Here is an 18,447-nt window from a genome sequence, read left to right on the forward strand (position 1 = left end):
ATTAAGCTTCTGTCAAATGCTCGATAAGTGTTTCCAGTTTGACACCACGTGATGCTTTCAATAGCACAACAGTATCGTTGTCAAGTTCATTTACAAGGACTTCCTGCAGCTTATGCTTATCCGTGTAATGCCCGGTGGTTACGGATGGGTTCCTGGAAGCAACTGCTTTACTGATTTCCTCAGCATCCTCCCCACAGGTATAGACAGCATGGATGTGTTCGTCAATCGCATCAGCAACACTTCGGTGCATTTCTTTGGAAAGTTCCCCTAGTTCATAGACATCACCGAGCACTAATACCTTCTTCTGTTTACTCTTCATGTTCTTGATAATTTCGATTGTTGCTCTCATAGACGTCGGTGAAGCATTATAAGCATCGTTAATGATCAGGGAGCCATTTTTCCCTTCGATCCGTTCAAATCTCATTCCACTTACCTGTATATCATCTAATCCCTCTTGAATCCGGTCTTTAGGAATATTTAGCAAGCGCGCTAAGGCAATAGCAAAGCTTGCGTTTTTTATATTATGCTTTCCAGGTATTGGAACTTCATACGATTCACCATCAATGGTGAACCTCCCCGATTCGTCAGATATCTCGATGTCTTTAATGACCACCCGGTTATCTTCGCCCATGCCGCACGGCCAATTTCCCGGATAATCCTTTTCTGCTTCCAGCAGCGGTTCATCCCCATCGAAAATCAACCCGCCTTGCTTTTTCAATCCGGCTTTGATTTCAAGCTTTGCTTTGGCAATGCCTTCCCTGCTTCCCAAAAATTCAATATGTGATTCACCGATATTTGTAATGATCGCATAATCTGGTCTTGCCAAATTGCTTAATACCTCAATTTCACCATATTGGCTCATTCCCATTTCAAGCACGGCTGCCTCTGTTTCCATAGGCATTTCAAAAATTGTCAAAGGAAGACCAATGTGATTATTGAAGTTTCCTGCTGTCTTATGCGTACGGTATCTAGTGCCAACTACGGAAGAAACAAGGTCTTTCGTTGTTGTCTTTCCATTCGATCCTGTAATGCCGATGACAACCGGGTCCACTTTCCCCAGATAATACTTCGCCATAACTTGCAATGCTTTGGTGGTATCTTCAACAAAAAATACTGGAAAATCTGTCGGCACATATTTAGGCAGTTCCCGGTCCGATTGCCATAAAGCTGCGACGGCACCATTTTCAATTGCCTGTTTCATAAATTGATGAGCATCAAATTTCTCACCGACAACCGGGACAAATATGCTCTGTTTCATTTCTTTACGGGAATCGGTCATGACGGAATGAATGGTGATTTCCTCATGGCTCGCCCCTTGAGAAATGGAAAATATATCATTTAGTTCATTAACTGCAAAAAGCATTACTTACTCCCCTTTAACCTTGTTAAAAATTCTTCCGCTACTTTGCGATCATCAAATTCAAACCGTTTCCCATTGACTTCCTGGTATGTTTCATGTCCTTTTCCGGCAATCAGAACCATATCTCCAGGCAGGGATTTCTTTAGGGCTGTCTGAATCGCGTCTTTCCGATCTACAATCCGTTCAAAACCACCAGACAAATGGCCTACCATGTCATCCAGAATCTGTTCAGGAGGTTCTGTCCTGGGATTATCTGATGTGAATATCTGAAAATCACTGTATTCCATTGCCACATCAGCCATTAAAGGACGTTTTGTGCGGTCACGGTCCCCACCACAGCCCACCACCGTCCTGATCTTTCCTTTGCAAAACTCCCTCATGGTCGTAAGGACATTTTTTAAAGAATCTGGCGTATGGGCATAATCGATGACAACACCAAACGGCTGCCCGGCAAGCAAAGGCTCAAACCGCCCTCTTACACCTGTTGTTTCCTCCAATGCCGCTTTTATGGTGGATAACTCTACTCCAGAGACAATCGCTGAAGCTGAGGCGGCAAGCATGTTATATACATTGAATTTTCCCATCAGCTTGCTGTTTACAAATAACTTCCCATTGGGTGTTTCCAGCCAAAACGACGTCCCTTTTGCATGAAGGTCAATCCTATTCGCTGTTACATCAGCTTCCTGTTCAATTCCATATGTAATGACCGGTTGAGCGGCACTTCTTATTAACCTGTCAGCAACCGGGTCATCCTCATTGATTACTGCAAATTTTTTCTTACCCGGAATAAAGTTGTTTCCTAACTGGGAAAACAGCAAAGATTTGGCATGGAAGTAATCTTCCATGCTCTCATGGTAATCCAGGTGATCCTGGGAGAGATTCGTAAACACAGCTACGTCCATGTCTGTTCCGTGAACCCGCCCTATATCAAGGGCATGGGAAGATACTTCCATGATCACCGTATCTACTTGGGCTGATTTCATATCATGGAAACTTTTTTGAAGGAACAAGGAATCTGGCGTAGTGTTTTTGACTTCAAACTCCTTATTGCCGATTTTCATTTTGATAGTACCAATCAAACCGGTACGCTGTTTGTGTTTATTAAAAATCGCTTCCAGTAAATAACTGACGGAGGTTTTACCATTTGTGCCGGTAATGCCGATAACACGCAAATCCTGAGTCGGGTATCCATAAAAAACAGTTGCCACCGCAGCCATCGCCCGACTGGAGTCGGGAACGATTATTACTGGTACAGACACATCAAGGCTCTTTTCAGCAACGATAGCAGAAGCCCCTTTACGGATTGCCTCCTCAGCGAAGTCGTGGCCATCAAATTGTTCCCCTGGCTGGCAGATGAATAAATCACCTTTTTTCACTGAACGTGAATCCATACTTATGCCTGTCACTTCCAAGTTTTCGATGTCTTTACTCCCTTGATAAAAAGGGACATGTGTCATCAATTTTTTTAGCTTCATTCTGTTCATCCTATCTATGGACACATTCTTATCTATTATAGCAAAAGTTGTTCACCGTAACGATGCAAGAATATAAATTATTTTTTCCTTCCTGTCAAAGATTTACCTTCCTGCTCTTAAAACCATTTTATAAAAGATCCCTCTTCATGATTCCATCATCACCTGAAAAGACACAAAAGAACTTTATCCTCATACATTAGTTTATTCTCCCAAATAAATGCGGACAGTTGATCCCATTTCTACTTTCACTCCAGGAGCTGGCGCCTGCTGAATTATTTTATCTCCGGACCCGCTAACCTCCAATTCAAGATCGACTAGATAAGTTTGCAGTTTCTCCTTCGACATCCCAACCATATCAGGAACTTTGACAAGCGGTTGTTCAGGCCATGCGTATTTCTTTTCCAGGCCATTTTCACGTGGCTTTACTCCCATTGCACGCAGACTGTCGCCCATGATATTTCCGACGATTGGTGCGGCTACCACTCCACCGAACTGAACTGTGTTTTTAGGGTTATCAATAGCGAGGTAAACGACTAGCTCCGGATCGTCAGCAGGGGCAAATCCGATAAAGGAGACAATGTGATTATCACTCATGTATTTTCCGTCTTTTCCTACCTTCTGTGCCGTACCGGTTTTTCCCCCGACCCGGTAGCCTTCCACATATGCCCCACGTCCCGTGCCTTTAGCTACCACGCTTTCCAGCGCCTGCCTGACTTGCTTAGACGTTTCTTCTGAAATGATGCGCCGTTTAAGGTTCGGTTCATTTTGCTCAACAACCTCCCCAGTGACTGGGTCAAGCCATCCCTTCTGGATATAAGGTTCGTAGAGGTAACCGCCATTTACGGCTGCCGCAACGGCCATGACCTGTTGTATCGGCGTAACAGAAACACCTTGGCCGAAAGCGGTCGTGGCAAGTTCCACAGGACCGACATTCTCAGGCTTGAACAATATCCCTTTCCCTTCTCCTTGCAAATCTATTCCTGTTTTTTGCCCGAATCCGAAATCTTCAATGTATCCGAATAATTTTTCTTTTCCTAAACGTTCGCCGAGATTGACAAAACCCGGGTTGCAGGAATTCTGGACAACTTCCAGGTAAGTCTGGCTGCCATGTCCTCCTCTTTTCCAGCACCTTAATGTAGCTCCGCCTACTTTTACAGAGCCCGAATCGTGGAAATGGTCATCATGCAAGTCAACAAGTCCTTCCTCTAAAGCAGCGGCAAGTGTGATGATTTTAAACGTTGAACCAGGTTCATAGGTGCTCCATACAGGAAGATTTCTGTTATAAACGGACTGATCGACCTTCTGGTAATTTTCCGGGTGAAAATTAGGTCTGGAAGCCATTCCTGCCACCTCGCCGGTATCCGGATACAATGCTATGGCTATTGCTCCATCGGGTTCGTATTTAGAAACAGCAATATCAAGCTCCCTCTCGATAATCGTCTGGACACGATGATCTATCGTCAACTGCAGATCCATCCCATCCTCCGGAGGTTCGTAGACATCGGCTTTATCCGGCATACGTTTTCCTTTGGCATCTGAATAAAAGGATAGATAACCAGGATCTCCACTTAACCTTTCATCATAAAAAGCCTCCAACCCCATCAGACCCTGGCTGTCGATCCCCGTAAAACCTAAAACATGAGAAAGAAACGCACCATTGGGATAATAGCGCTTCGAGTCCTGTGCTATATAGACCCCATCCATACGCAAGCTTTGGATCTTTTTCGCCTGTTCTACGGAAATTTTGATACCTTCCGGAAAGATACGTTCAATCGAAGCATTCTTGGTTACATGAGTATAGGATTTTTCAAGCGGCATATCCAATATTTCGGCCAGATGTCTCGCAACCTCTTTCGGCTTTTTCACCTGTCTTGGTACAACCATGACAGAGGGGGCAGATACATTCCCCACCAATACCTCTCCGGTAGTATCAAGGATTTTTCCTCTCTCTGGCTCGAAGATGATATCCCTGCTCCAGGATTCCTCAGCATCGGCTACGAGGAAGTCACTAAGGAAGAATTGGACATATCCTAATCTTATAATAATAATGCTGAAAATGATTGCTGACAAAAGAAAAACAGCGACTAACCGTTTACGGACTGTTACTAATGATACTCGCTTCATCTTTTCGCTCCTTTATGCAGAGACTTAGCTTGTATCACTATATGTCAGTCCAAAAACGATTAGAACACTGCTTGTTCGATAGAGGCAAGGCTTCTCAGGCACCAGAAGCGTCTTCGCCACCTTGTCCGGTGCCTTCGGATGGTTCGGCGCCTTCTTCTGCACCTTCGCTCCCCTCGGCTCCGGATTCTTTATTCTTTTCTTGTTGTCCTGGCGGCTGGAACTCTACCACCAGATAACTATCTTCTTTCAGCTTCGCCCCCGGCTTGATGCTTTGTTTCGTTACATAGCCGTTGCCCATCTGCTCGACTTTCAGGTTGAACAGATCAGCAAGATTGAAAACGTCCCGCACAGACCAACCTGTAATATCAGGCATTTTAGGCTGGTCAGTCACCAGGTAAATTCTTTGTGTCGGAAGTGTCTTACTTCCCGGCTTCGGGAACATACGGACTACCTCTTCCCCATCACCGATGACTGTAATGCGTTGATGCTGTTTGGAAAGCTTTTCTTTAGCCTGCTTTGGATCCTCGCCTGTTACATCTTCCAGTTCAGTACTATTCACATCGACATCTTTTTCCTGATCTGGCTGGATGTCAAGATAGTGCAGGCTATTTTCCAGCACCGTCTTCACAATATAGGCTGAAGGCTCCGCCCCATATTCAGTTGGAGCAAGTTCCGGCTGTTTAACTGCCACATAAATTAACAGTTCTGGGTCTTCCTTAGGAGCCATGCCCATAAACGAATAAATGTAATTCCCTTTCCCAGTCATATATCCCCCAGTTTCCGGGTCTGGAATCTGGGAAGTACCTGTTTTACCTGCCAAAGAATAATCGTCCAACTCATATATTCCGCCCGTTGCTTCCTCACCTGTAATAACTGTCCCAAGCAGATCACGGACCTTCTTAGCTGTTTCTGCTGAAACCGGTTTGCCGATCTGTTCCGGCTCTTTTTTCTTGATAACTTCTCCGCTTTCGCTGTCTACAATAGAGGAGAGCACATAGGGCCTCATCATTTTGCCTTTATTTGCGATGGCAGTTGCTGCCGTCATCAGCTGAATTGGTGTTGCGGTTGTACCTTGTCCATAAGATGTGGTCAGCTTTTCACTTAAGTAATTATAAAGGATTTTTCCCTTCTTCTCCCCGGGTAAATCAATTCCGGTTTTCTGCCCGAAACCAAAATCCTTGAGATATTTCAGGAAAGTTTCTGGGCCAAGTTTTTCTTTTACCAATTTAGCAGCAGCTACGTTAGAGGATACCCGAAGCCCCTGGTCATAGGTGATTTTCCCCCAGCCTTCACGGTTATGGTCGCGGATTGGCCGCTCCCCTTCCAGATATTCATAACTCCCGGACATGAATTTTTCCTTACCGTTATAGACACCGGCTTCCATGGCAGCTGCCCATGTAAAAATCTTCATGGTGGATCCCGGTTCAATCGGATAAGAAATCACATCATTGTACCAGTTATCCACGTCTTCAATATCATTCGGATTGTAGCTGGGACGATTGCTTAAAGCCAATATTTCCCCAGTATCAGGATCCATGACTGCAGCCATGATTTTTTCTGGTTTGTACTGTTTGTTGACCTGGGTCATGGCATCTTCTAAAAATGTCTGGATTTTCTGGTCAAGTGTCAAGACGACATTTTCTCCATCATCAGGCTGTTTGATAACTTCGTTCGGGTTAAGCAGCTCTGTTCCATATTTATCCCGCTGGTAGGAAATTCTTCCTGGCTCACCATGCAGGTATTCCTGCATTTGTTTCTCGATACCAGTAACCCCTGTCATTTTCCCGTCTTTGTTTCTGGCAAATCCAAGAATATGGGAGGCAAACTTCCCATTTGGATAGTAGCGCTTTGATTCTTCCTTGAAATTAATTCCGGGAATATCCTGTTTTTTTATTTTTTCCATTGTCTGTTGGGATAAATCCCGCCCTGCTGCTCCGAATTCCACCTGGAACCTTTCATCCTCGATTCCTTCCTCGAGTGTCGCTTCGATTTTTTCCTCTGGCATATCCAAGAAAGGAGCCAGCATTTCCGCCGTTTTACCGGGATCGGATACATGCATTGGCTCCTCCATGTTTTCGGAATAAGCGGGGTCGACGATAGCATATAAACGGTAAGTAGGTCTGTCATAAGCGAGTACCATGCCATTCTGGTCAAGAATCCGACCCCGGTTTGCATCTAGCTGATAAGAGCTCGTCCGCTTCTCCGCTGCGTATTCGTTAAGGTCGACACCCTGTACTTCACCAGTGGTTTCGATGTATAGAAAACGCCCCATCACCGTCATGAACATCAAGATGAACAGCATCATCCATACCTTTGCCATCCGGTGAGTATTTCTGCTCTTTCTCATAAAATAATCACCACAATCTCTAGTTAGTTTCCAATCGTTGCTGCTTGTTTAACCTTGGCGTTTTGGATTTTCAACCCATTCTCTTTGGCGATTTTTAAAATACGATCAGGATTACTTAATTCCTTTACCTGGTATTGCAGGTTCTGGTTCTCCGTTTTTTGTGCTTGCACCTGGTGCTCCAACTTCTGTACATCACGGTTCAAGGCATCGGTTGTAGCTGAGAACTGGACAACAAACACAGCGGATACAATGACAATACCGCTCATAATGCTGTAAAGCGCCTTTTCTCCTCGTGATATCCACCTTTTTTTATGTACTTTCACTTTTACTTGTGATTTTTGTTCACGTTCCGGTTGTCTTACGTGTTTTATCTGCTCTGCGTTCATTTGCTCTTCCACCCTTCTCCAAATTGAAATTCTTCTTTCCAATAGGTAACTTTTTCTACAATTCTCAGTTTCGCTGAACGCGATCTCCGGTTATCATCCAGTTCTTCTTCCCCTGCTATAATCGGCTTGCGTGTCACCAGTTTAAACGGCGGTTGTTTTTCCTCAGGGATCACGGGAATGTTTTTCGGCAATGGTGGGCTTTTGCTCCACTTCTTGAATGCCTGCTTACAGATTCTGTCTTCAAGGGAATGGAAAGTAATGACGGCCACCCTGCCTCCTATGGAGACTATTCTTGCCGCCTGATCCAACGCATCCTGGAAGACTCCCAGCTCATCATTTACAGCTATTCGGATTGCCTGGAAGATACGTTTCCCCGGGTGTCCCCCTTTACGCCTGGCTGGTGCGGGAATCGCATCTTTAATGATGTCAACGAGCTCGTAAGTTGTTTCAATCGGTTTTTCTTCCCGTCTGGCTTCTATTTTCCTAGCTATCTGCTTTGAAAATTTTTCTTCTCCATACTTGAAAAATATCCTGACAAGCTCTTCATATTTCCATTCGTTTACCACTTGATATGCGGACAAATCAGACTGTTGATTCATACGCATATCAAGCGGGGCATCGTGCTGATAGCTGAATCCACGCTCTTTCACGTCAAGCTGTGGACTGGATACACCTAAATCAAACAAAATACCGTCAATGCGTTCGACACGAAGCTCATGCAGCCGATCCTCTAACTCTTGGAAATTAGCATGGACAAAAGTGATTTTATCTTCATAAGGGGCAAGTCTCTCTTTTGCAGCAGCGAGCGCAGCCTGATCCTGGTCAAAAGCGATTAATCTTCCACCCTCGCCTAGCATCCTGCAAATTTCTTCCGAGTGGCCACCCCCGCCAAGTGTACAGTCTATATATGTACCATCGGCTTTAATATTCAAACCCTTAACAGTTTCCTCTTTCAGCACACTAAAATGTTCAAACATTTACTCACCCGCTTCTTTTCAAATCATCAAATATCAAAATCCATCATGTTTTCTGCAATTTCAGCGAAGGATTCTTCAGATTCTTCAAAATAGTCTTCCCATTTATCCTTCGCCCAGAATTCGATCCGGTTGGAAACACCGATTACAACACATTCTTTCTCAAGCTTGGCATAGTTTCTGAGGGGCTGGGCAATATTGACTCTTCCCTGCTTGTCCACTTCGCATTCTACGGCTCCAGAAAAGAAAAAACGTGTGAAGGCACGGGCATCCTTCTTCGTAAGTGGGAGTTTCTTCAGCTTCTCTTCCAGCTGCTGCCACTCTTGTTTGGGGTAGGCAAACAAACACTGATCAAGTCCTCGGGTCAGCACAAATGTGTCACCGAGTCCCTCTCTGAATTTTGCAGGAACGATGATTCGGCCCTTCATATCAATGTTGTGCTGAAATTCGCCCATGAACATAGAGTGTACCCCACTTTCTTCATCCAGTGTACCACATTCCCCCACTTTCCTCCACATTAATCATATTATTCGCCCACAATCAAAAAAATCCTGCTCGGCTGAGCAGGATTTAAAAATATTTTTACTGGTGCAGTAGCGTTTGTATAGGAGGTTATCTCTTTTACGAAAACTTGTTACGTATCGGTAACACGGCTATCCTTTAACGCTTTTATACTGGGACTGTAAAGAAACTACACCATTATAACACCATTGTTTATTTACAGTTGAGTAATATTGGTGGTGGATAGTGGAGGTTTATTAAAGCCAGACCCCATAATGACCGCAGATGCCATCTGCCTTTTTTTCGGATATCCGCTTAAACACATCCAAGCCATGGGTATTGGCCCATGGAAGAATGCCCCAGGTTCGTTCTTGCAGCCCACCTTCCGGGTGCAGGTGGATGTCAATGTAATCAAACTTCACCAGTTCACGTTCATGCTTTTCCTCGAGTGCTCTTGCTACTCTTTTTTCCAGAAATTCCACTTCACGCATCAGATGGAATAAGTTTTTTTCTGCCAGATCGCCTAAATCATTCCGAACGGCCTTTGCCTTATGACGAAGCGGTTCGTGAATACGTTCGATATCAAGTTTCACTTGATCGGTAATTTCTTCGAGTGGTGGATGACTTTGGGCATTAAGCCAAAACATCCTTGCCCTGGCTGCGCCTGATTCAATCACGTCTTTGTAACCTAGTTCAAAATGATCCATGTATTTGGCTGTCTTGCGGTCGATGAGTGTATAGGAAATTCTAGGAACCACTGGAGGCATATGAATTCCTGCTGCCTCAAATGCCGGTTTCAAAACAGACCAGTAACGGACTTCCCCCGGCCCTCCTATAAAGGCAAGTGACGGAAAGAGCAATTCCTGCATCAAAGGCCTGGTAATAACATTGTTGCTGAGTTGTTCCGGATGTTCATACGCTATACTCTCCAGTTCTTCTTGCGTCAACTCGACCTCGTATTGCTTTCCATAGAACTTACCATCTTCGTCTCGCGAAAGGAGGATTCGCTCTCCTTGATGATGATAGAACAAGTGGGCATCATCCAGGGTGCATTCCAATGGTGTTGCGTAACCTTCCCGGTAATTTTCCTGCAGTGCCCCATAAACACCCTTTGCAATCTGTGGCTGATTTTCAATCAACATCTGAAAATGAGAACTTTCCAGCTTACGTAATGCCGGGTGATGGGAATCTACCAGCACGACACCGGAATCCTCAAACAGCTCAAAAATCAGTCGCGAGAAGAAATCAACGTAACTTTGCGAATGTTGAAGGATAGAATGAAGCTTATTCTGAATAGCATTGGTATATGCTGTTTCTTCAAGCTCATGAAACAATCTGTCTATCCACTTCCTTACAGCAACTCGATCCAGTTCCAAATCACTGACAGATGGCTTCCCATCTGGGTATTGACCAACCTGGAATTTTTTCATCCGTTTCCCCTGTGGAAGGAAAACATGATTGATTTCATCAAAATCATGATCCTCTCCGGCTATCCAGAAGACGGGAACAACATTTACCCCGTGCTTCTGTTTTGCCTGTACTGCAAATTGGATAATAGAAATAAGTTTATGAACAGAATATAAGGGACCTGTCAACAAACCAGCCTGCTGTCCGCCAATGACAACAACACTTTCAGGGTCCCTTAAGGCATTGATATTTTCCATTGTCCTCTCTGGTGCTTCCCATTCCCTATTCATATGTTCAAGAACATCAGCAAGTCCGTCCCTGTCAAACGTACGTGATTGTAGATCATCCAGCCTCTTTGCATATTCCTCTTCCCGAAAAGGGTTATAATCAAATTTATGTGCTACCTTGTGGTAATTATATAAATAATCTTTCATGAATGGTACTTTAGTGGATATATTGATCGGATCAATTCGCATCGGTGAATATCTCCCTTTCTTTTCTGGCATCGACTATTATATGTATTCTTAAGTATTGTACAAAAAAGAGTAGGAGAATTCACATATTATGTTTATAACTCCAATAGTTTTGCAGTTAATCCATACAATGTAAGGCCAATATAAGCAAAACCAAAAAGCAGGCAGCTAAATCGCCAAAACCCTTTGATTACTCTTTTGATGACGATTTCCTCATGAAGTCGGTATTGAACAAGAACGGCTCCCACGAGAATAAACAAAAGAGTGAGAATGATCCAGCCAAAAAAAGAATGATCGAATAATACGAGCAACAGTAAATCCACTGCTACTATAAAAAGAAAAGTAGCTATATTGGTTGTTTTGTGTATTGCCTTCCATTTATACTTGTAAAATTTCCTGGTGAAAAAATAGATTATCGCAATTACCGGAAGGGGCATGGTCACTATCCCAGCGTATAGGTAAATCAAAAACTCCCCCAACTATTTTTCCTCCCCATATATTAATTCTTTCGCTTTTACTGCGTGATAAACAAAATGCTGGTATGGCAGCTGGACCTTGCTGCTGGAAAGCAAATACCCTGAAATGGCATCTATTTCCGTCGGTCTTTTTTCCTGTAGGTCCTTTAACATGGAGGATTGATTAACCGAGGTATGGCTGGCAACTTCTTTAACCCTTTTCCAAGCGTTTTCTGCGGGTAGCCCAAGCACCATACAGGCTTCCCGGCATAACTCATAAGCAAGCTTTTCAAAGTGAGGATTGGAGATCACCTGCCCATTCTCGACTTCCATAATTGCAGTCAATGGATTGATGACCCCATTAATAACCAGCTTTTCAGCTAACATGCTGTAATAATCTTTGGAAAACACAAATGGAAACGAATCACGATTCAATATAGTTGAAATCTCAGCAGCCTTTTTGTCGCCGTGGAAATCTGCAAGGCGTATGACCCCTTTACCAGTGTGAGTGACAACATTTTCATTCACGCGGATAGCTCCGTGTTCCATGACACCGACCAGAACGGTGGTTTTCAGATGTTTGATGAGATCCAAGTGGCCCATGCCATTTTGCAGGAAGACAACCGGTACATTTTCACTTACACCCTGCAATAAAGGCATCAGGATTTTCAGGTGATATTGTTTTACACATATAAATAACAAATCATCCTTACCGACCTCCTCCAGCATTTTAAAGCGTGGAAAGTGTGGAATTCCATTATTTTTCATAGTTATACCTTTTTCCCTGAGCTTCCCTAGCTGATCTCTGTTCCTGATATACAAAGTGACAGAGTGATTTTCCTCCAAATAAAAGGCGAGCAGCATTCCCATCGCCCCTCCGCCAATAATTCCGATTTTCATGTCTCCTCCTCCGCCCCATTTCCTATCTAATTATTTATTGTAGCAAAAAAGTCACCTGAAGAGGAGATGGATATTCCCTGATTTGCCTATGCTGTTACTTGTTCGTTTCATTCTTAAAATTTTTATATTATAATGTAATAAGATAGAGAATAGACAGAAAGGGGAATTCGCTTTGATGGAAACTTTAAAGGTAGAACGCCTATTAGTGAATTACAAAACACTTGAGGAATTTAAACGATTTAAAGAATATGGCAACCAGGAGCTTTCCATGCTGGATGACTTGCAAAACAATATTGTAGAAAATGACAGTGAGTCTCCATTTTTCGGCATTTACTATGGAAGCGCTTTAGTTGCCAGGATGAGTTTATATCGCGTCCACGCAAAATATGACCAGTATTTTGAGCCGCCACAGGATTATCTGGAGCTTTGGAAACTGGAAGTCCTGCCAGATTATCGCGGTAAAGGATACGGAAAAGCATTGGTCGACTTTGCTAAGAGCTACAAACTGCCAATCAAAACAAACCCAAGAATCAAGTCCCATGCATTTTGGGAAAAGATGGGATTCCAAAAAGCTCAGTACGATGTCGAACGTGACCTCGGCGAAAATCCATTAATCTGGATGCCGCCTGGTGTACAGGAAAAAGAGCTGACAGATAAATAAGTCGCATAATCACCGATCAGCGATTTTTATCATTTCGCAGACAAAGATAAAAAGGTGCTTCATGGGATCGAAGAATTCCCTTTGAAGCACCTTTTTTATGTAAATGTTGCTGTCTAAAGAACACTACGTGAGAAAACACGGAAATATTCAAGTACACTATTTATGTTTTCTCACCTAGAATCCTTCCTCTTCAGCAATTACTGAAGAGGAGTTATTTTTTCATTTCTCCAGTCAATTCCGTCAATTGGTCAGTTTATGATCCTTCTGAACCCACGCCATCAACTTTTCTATTTCTTTCCATGCTGATTGATACCTGTCGATGGCGGCTTTCAGCGTCTGATTCTCATCAGTTAAGGACTTCAGTTTTTCCTGGATAATCGGTAAATCCTCTGCAGCTGCCTGCTTTTCTTTCATCTCCGTTAACAGGGAAATAGCATCATCAAGAGACATGTTGCCATTAACCTCACCATTTGATCGATGATGTAGGCTCGATTGCTTATTCTTACGTTCTGACTTAGCAGCTTCTATTGCCCGCTGGTAGTTCTTACGGACATTTGCATTCCATCTGAACCCGCATGCCGCTGGAGTTCTCGATAGTTTGTCGGCAACTTCCTTGAACCCCTCCAACTGAGTCTTCCCCTGCCGGATACAGCGCAAAACAGTTTCGGCTAACAGAAGATCTTCATCCTCTTTCCATGCATCCTGGCGATTAACGTCCATTCCACCCCTCCTCTATCGTTTGCTATATAATTATGCAAGAAAAAGGTTTGGTAGAATAACATCTTCTATATTTCTAACACTGTAAAGGTAATGGGAGATTTGTGATATCTTATTTTCTACTCTTAAGGAACAGTTCGACCGCTTGTTTGTGTTCCTCAGATTCCCATAAACGGGCACAGACACGGACTTCTTCGTCCATCATGGAAGATAAGGAAAGCATCGATAGTTTCTTCTCGTATTGTTGTTTAAGATGAGATAATTGTAAAAGTGACTTATTGAGGAATTGTTGTAGCAGCGATTCAATATTCTCCAGTTCCGATTTTGTGATAATATGATGGAGCCACCCTATGTCATAGGCTTTCTTATAATCGTACATGGTGGCTTCTGTCAGCCACAGATAAGCTCGTTCCGGACGAATTTTTTCATATAAAAGTGCTCCGCCTCCCCAACCGGGAATGATACCCAGCTGCCCCTGGACGAATCCAAACTCGGCTCCTTCAACACCTATTCTGAAATCACAGGCTGTAGCAATTTCACAGCCTCCCCCTCTTGCCTGTCCATTCAATAGTGCGATAGTGGGCATAGGAAAGGAAGCGAGCTCATAAAGTACTTCTTTCATAGGATATAGCAGCTGGAATGCCTCGCCAGCATCCATTTCTCCATGAAAGTCTTTTAGATCCCCGCCGGCACAAAAAGCTCGGTTCCCTGCGCCAGTGATAACCAGACATTTTAACTTTTCGTTTTCTTTAGCCTGCCGGAGAGCAGCGCGTAATTCCTCCGCCATTTTTTTTGATACAGCATTTAATTTATCTGGGCGATTCAGCTTTATAATGGCATAGCCTGGGTCAAATTCTTCATATGTAATGGAATGGAACATAAATACAACCTCCAATGATCAAGTATGTTCAGTATAACCTATCTGACTAGCAGAGAATCAGTTAAGCACAAGCGCAGATGCTTATAATAATGTACGGCCGGAAAAAAACAGGTCAGGCTAAAATAAAGCCTCGTTCGCGCTTCTATTGCCCAGGCAAAACTCCCCCCTACCCTGCTAGTAATGCAATTACCTGGTGTACAGTCCCTTTGCCAACAAAAATAGAACGAAAAAAAGATGCCTGAAATACATCAGACATCCGAGCTTGCTGTTTATTGTTCGACTACTTGCTTCCCATCATAATGTCCACAAGATTTGCAAACATGGTGTGGCTTCGTGTACTCTCCGCAATTGGAGCATTCTACCATGCCAGGTACGTGAAGCTTTTTATGCGTACGACGTTGGTTTTTCACCTTTTTAGAAGTTCTTCTTTTTGGTACTGCCATGTTCAACACCTCCTTCAATCAATCGAAAATCTCTATTTGGATTTTCTCATTCTTCTTTTTGATCATCATTGAGTAATGATTGTAGCTTAGCCATTCGAGGATCAACTTTCTTCTCTTCCGGCTGCTCGGTAAGAAGTTGCCATCCTTGACCTTCCTGTGGTGCTTTTTCATATGCTTCCTGTTTGTCAGAAAACACACGAAAAGGAACCTCCAAAAGTATATTTTCCTTGATATAAGGCGTCAAGTCAAGCACTTCTCCATTAACTGGATGAATTTCTGATTCATCTTCTTCGTTATAGAAAGGAGAAGACGAAAATACCTCGAGTGCTTCCACATGAAATGGATATTCGACATCCACTAAGGTTCGGGCGCAAGGAAGAATCATTTCTCCATCTATAGTAAATTGGAAAGTGATTTCCTCTCCCTGCATTACAGCCTGTCCTTTCACGTGGACCGGCGGAATCCGGCGAATATCATTATTCATTTCTTCTAATTCTTGCACGTTTACATCCTCTTCAAACTCCAAGGGCTCCTGCCCTGCCTGTTTGATTTTTTGTAGAGGAAATTTCATATTAATCACCTCATGGCAACAAGAGTTATTGTAAATATATTTTAGGCGTTTGTCAACATTTTTTCTTTACACCTTAGAACAGAAAAGCTGATGATTTTTTACTAAGATAACACACCTGCAGGAATTTATGCGAATTTTCCGAGTCTGGGGGACTCTTTCTTTGCTACAATGACCATAATGAATACATATTGCCAGAACGGAAAGGAGAATATTAATGAAAACCTGTGGTCTAATAGTTGAATATAATCCCTTTCATAACGGACACCTTCATCACTTGGAACAATCCAAATATACTTCCGGGGCTGATTGTATGGTTGCTGTCATGAGCGGCCAGTTCCTGCAAAGAGGAGAGCCTGCCATAATGGATAAATGGCACCGTACAGAGGCAGCGCTTCTAGCCGGAGCAGATCTGGTCGTAGAGCTTCCGCACCTGTTTGCGGTTGAACACAGCGACCTCTTCAGCAAGGGGGCTATCCTTACTTTGAAGGAGCTGGGTGTAGATCATGTCTGTTTCGGAAGTGAACATGGGAATATCGACAGTTTTATAAAAGCTGCTGAAACTTATAACCTAAATAAAGAAGCCTTTGACGAAAAGTTAAAACAAGAACTTTCTGAAGGCTTATCATTCCCGGAGGCTGCGCGATCTGCTTACCGTATGATCGGACTTACAGAAGGTGAGGTCGACCTGTCCCAGCCAAATAATATACTTGGTTTTGGATACGTAAAACAAGTGCTGAAATACGCACCATCCATCCAGCCACTCACAATTCAGCGCGTGAAAAATGCATACCACGATGAAGAGATAACAGGTAAAATCGCCAGTGCCACCAGTATCAGGAAAGAGCTGCTTCATCATAATACTATTTCAGAGCCAGCCGGTCTGTCTTTCCCGGACACAACGAGGCAAATCCTGAATAATTATCGTCACCAGACTGGCCTCTGGCATTCCTGGGAAAAGTATTTTCCATTCCTTCAGTACAAAGTACTTACCATGACACACGAGGAACTAGCCGCTATTCATTCCGTTGATGAAGGACTTCAGTATCGTCTGAAAAATGTCATTAAGGATGTCGAAGATTTTCATAGTTTAATGGAAGCGATGAAGACCAAACGCTACACGTGGACTCGCTTGCAGCGGATGTTTGTGCATATACTATGCAACACAAAAAAAGACACTGCACGAGGGCTTCTGGAGAAGGATCGTCTGCCTTATGTGCGGATCCTGGGGATGAGCAAAACAGGTCAGAAGTATTTAAGAAAAATAAAAAAGCATATGGAAGTACCAATGATTAATCAGGCTCAGCAGCTTGACAATCCTCTGCTGGCATTGGATGAGCGGTCTTCTGATGCTTACTATAGTGTTCTGCCGTCTGGAGTGAAGCACAAATTCCTCCATCAGGAGCTTCAGCCGCCGATCCAGCTTCCGTCCCTGCAAACATAGCAGAAAAAAGGCTTTTACTGCCGCATGGATCCCGGACCATTCCCCATTTCGCGAACGGACACACAAGCATCGGCGTGAAACCCACACTAACAGTATCAGCTTGTGGCGAAACTATTCGTTTTTCCTCAAGCTGTTTTTGTTCTTGCTGGCCGGGGAGAGGTTACTTTCCCTGATCGAGTGCCACTATACATTCTAAATAAAACCATACTCTGCGATTCCGGCTTCTTTCCGCTATTCCGTTACCGACTATATAGAAAAGGCTGCCCGATTAGTCTATTACAGACTTATAGGACAGCCTCTTAGTATTATTCTTTTGGCTCTAATTCCTTTAAATAATCCAATGCATCCTGGAATGTATCTACAGGGACGACCTTCATATCTGTCCCAATCTTTTCAGCAGTTTTTTTCGCCACCTCATAGTTGGAACCTTTTTTACCACCTTCATTCGGTGCAAAAAAGATATCGCATCCATCGTCGTCGGCAGCAACTACTTTTTTATCGATGCCGCCTATTCTGCCAACTTCCCCTTCGTAAGATATTTCCCCGGTGCCGGCAATTTGATAACCTTTTGTTATATCATTTTCTGTCAATTGATCGTAAATTTCCAAGGAGAACATCAATCCAGCACTAGGACCACCGATTTCACCACTTTTAAATTTAACATCCGGTGCCACTTCGATGCTCCGATCGGTCACCAAGGTGATCCCAATCCCAACTTTATCTTTTTGCTTAGGAAATGGTGCTAGTTCAACTTGTTTCGTTATTTTTTCCCCATCCCGCTGGATGGTAAGGGTAATCGAATCATCCGCTCCCATACCTTCTACATATTCCACTAATTTGTCGGATTTATGGATTTCCATTTCATCCACTTTAATGATTCGATCACCAGGCTTGAGTACTTCTTCCGCAGGCATACCCTTCAGTATGTTCATCACATAGACACCTTCATACTGAATATCAATTTTTTTGCCGGCACTTTCATAAGCAACCACAACAGCTGCTTCCTGAGATGACTCCATCATATGGAGCTGGGCATTATAATACTCGCTTTCCGAAATGCCTTTGGGGCGAATATCTTCAAGGGGATAAACTTCATGGAAGGGTCTGATTTTTGCTAACAAGTACTGAATGGGGGTGGCCTGTCCTCCCCTCACCGTCACTAGGTGCATCTGCCCATCGCTAGCATACCCGTTTTCCACTTCCACGACCGGATCCAGTTCATCGGCTCCTCCAGGCTTATAAATATAAAATGGGAGCCTGTATCCTCCTAAAAATGCTGCTATTAATACGGTTATAAGTGCTGTAATGACAAAACGTCTATTCAATCTCATG

General features: G+C 43.5%; 17 protein-coding genes. 2 read left to right on the plus strand and 15 right to left on the minus strand.

Annotated features, from left to right (window positions below; translation table 11 throughout):
• Position 1 precedes the first annotated feature (1 nt).
• The 10 genes from JOC33_RS08690 to JOC33_RS08735 form a co-directional block, all read right to left on the minus strand.
• A complete protein-coding gene (locus tag JOC33_RS08690) occupies positions 2-1,363 on the minus strand; it encodes a UDP-N-acetylmuramoyl-tripeptide--D-alanyl-D-alanine ligase (protein ID WP_205092098.1) in 1,362 nt (453 codons plus the stop codon).
• Positions 1,363-2,835, minus strand: a complete 1,473-nt coding sequence (locus JOC33_RS08695) for a UDP-N-acetylmuramoyl-L-alanyl-D-glutamate--2,6-diaminopimelate ligase (RefSeq protein WP_205092099.1) — start codon at positions 2,833-2,835, stop codon at positions 1,363-1,365. The genes JOC33_RS08690 and JOC33_RS08695 overlap by 1 nt, the downstream gene beginning before the upstream one ends.
• A 201-nt stretch (positions 2,836-3,036) precedes the next feature.
• Positions 3,037-4,959, minus strand: coding sequence for a stage V sporulation protein D (locus tag JOC33_RS08700; protein ID WP_205092100.1), 1,923 nt, complete (start codon positions 4,957-4,959; stop codon positions 3,037-3,039).
• A 94-nt stretch (positions 4,960-5,053) separates the two neighbouring features.
• Positions 5,054-7,306 (minus strand): penicillin-binding protein, encoded by a 2,253-nt coding sequence (locus JOC33_RS08705; RefSeq protein ID WP_205092101.1) that lies wholly within the window; start codon positions 7,304-7,306, stop codon positions 5,054-5,056.
• Positions 7,307-7,329: 23 nt separating this feature from the next.
• Positions 7,330-7,692 carry a cell division protein FtsL gene (gene ftsL, locus JOC33_RS08710; protein ID WP_205092102.1) on the minus strand — a complete coding sequence of 121 codons (363 nt, stop codon included), beginning with the start codon at positions 7,690-7,692 and terminating at the stop codon, positions 7,330-7,332.
• The gene (rsmH, locus tag JOC33_RS08715; RefSeq protein WP_205092103.1) at positions 7,689-8,669 is read right to left on the minus strand and encodes a 16S rRNA (cytosine(1402)-N(4))-methyltransferase RsmH; all 981 of its coding nucleotides are present in this window, start codon (positions 8,667-8,669) and stop codon (positions 7,689-7,691) included. The genes ftsL and rsmH overlap by 4 nt, the downstream gene beginning before the upstream one ends.
• Before the next feature lie 26 nt (positions 8,670-8,695).
• Complete coding sequence (gene mraZ, locus JOC33_RS08720; RefSeq protein WP_205092475.1) at positions 8,696-9,127, minus strand: division/cell wall cluster transcriptional repressor MraZ; 432 nt, start codon at positions 9,125-9,127, stop codon at positions 8,696-8,698.
• A gap of 297 nt (positions 9,128-9,424) precedes the next feature.
• Positions 9,425-11,050 (minus strand): bacillithiol biosynthesis cysteine-adding enzyme BshC, encoded by a 1,626-nt coding sequence (gene bshC, locus JOC33_RS08725; RefSeq protein WP_205092104.1) that lies wholly within the window; start codon positions 11,048-11,050, stop codon positions 9,425-9,427.
• Positions 11,051-11,142: 92 nt separating this feature from the next.
• Positions 11,143-11,526 carry a DUF3397 domain-containing protein gene (locus JOC33_RS08730; protein ID WP_205092105.1) on the minus strand — a complete coding sequence of 128 codons (384 nt, stop codon included), beginning with the start codon at positions 11,524-11,526 and terminating at the stop codon, positions 11,143-11,145.
• Complete coding sequence (locus tag JOC33_RS08735; protein WP_205092106.1) at positions 11,527-12,402, minus strand: 2-dehydropantoate 2-reductase; 876 nt, start codon at positions 12,400-12,402, stop codon at positions 11,527-11,529. It abuts the gene before it with no gap.
• A gap of 175 nt (positions 12,403-12,577) precedes the next feature.
• Here JOC33_RS08735 and JOC33_RS08740 point away from each other — a divergent pair, with 175 nt between their 5' ends.
• A complete protein-coding gene (locus tag JOC33_RS08740; RefSeq protein ID WP_205092107.1) occupies positions 12,578-13,063 on the plus strand; it encodes an N-acetyltransferase in 486 nt (161 codons plus the stop codon).
• A 240-nt stretch (positions 13,064-13,303) separates the two neighbouring features.
• Here the strand turns inward: JOC33_RS08740 and JOC33_RS08745 are convergent, their stop codons facing one another.
• The 4 genes from JOC33_RS08745 to JOC33_RS08760 form a co-directional block, all read right to left on the minus strand.
• Complete coding sequence (locus tag JOC33_RS08745) at positions 13,304-13,783, minus strand: RsfA family transcriptional regulator (RefSeq protein ID WP_205092108.1); 480 nt, start codon at positions 13,781-13,783, stop codon at positions 13,304-13,306.
• Positions 13,784-13,892: 109 nt separating this feature from the next.
• Positions 13,893-14,660, minus strand: a complete 768-nt coding sequence (locus JOC33_RS08750; RefSeq protein ID WP_205092109.1) for an enoyl-CoA hydratase/isomerase family protein — start codon at positions 14,658-14,660, stop codon at positions 13,893-13,895.
• Between the two features lie 269 nt (positions 14,661-14,929).
• Entirely contained in the window at positions 14,930-15,103 is a 174-nt protein-coding gene (gene rpmF, locus JOC33_RS08755) for a 50S ribosomal protein L32 (protein WP_205092110.1), read from the minus strand.
• A 46-nt stretch (positions 15,104-15,149) separates the two neighbouring features.
• A complete protein-coding gene (locus tag JOC33_RS08760; protein ID WP_205092111.1) occupies positions 15,150-15,674 on the minus strand; it encodes a YceD family protein in 525 nt (174 codons plus the stop codon).
• 214 nt (positions 15,675-15,888) lie between these two features.
• Between JOC33_RS08760 and JOC33_RS08765 the strand changes: the two genes are divergently transcribed.
• The gene (locus tag JOC33_RS08765) at positions 15,889-17,115 is read left to right on the plus strand and encodes a nucleotidyltransferase (protein ID WP_205092112.1); all 1,227 of its coding nucleotides are present in this window, start codon (positions 15,889-15,891) and stop codon (positions 17,113-17,115) included.
• Positions 17,116-17,420: 305 nt separating this feature from the next.
• Here JOC33_RS08765 and JOC33_RS08770 read toward each other — a convergent pair whose 3' ends face one another.
• The gene (locus JOC33_RS08770; RefSeq protein WP_205092113.1) at positions 17,421-18,446 is read right to left on the minus strand and encodes a SepM family pheromone-processing serine protease; all 1,026 of its coding nucleotides are present in this window, start codon (positions 18,444-18,446) and stop codon (positions 17,421-17,423) included.
• Position 18,447: the final 1 nt, after the last annotated feature.

This window comes from Thalassobacillus pellis (genome assembly GCF_016908295.1).
Lineage (GTDB): Bacteria > Bacillota > Bacilli > Bacillales > Halobacillaceae > Thalassobacillus > Thalassobacillus pellis.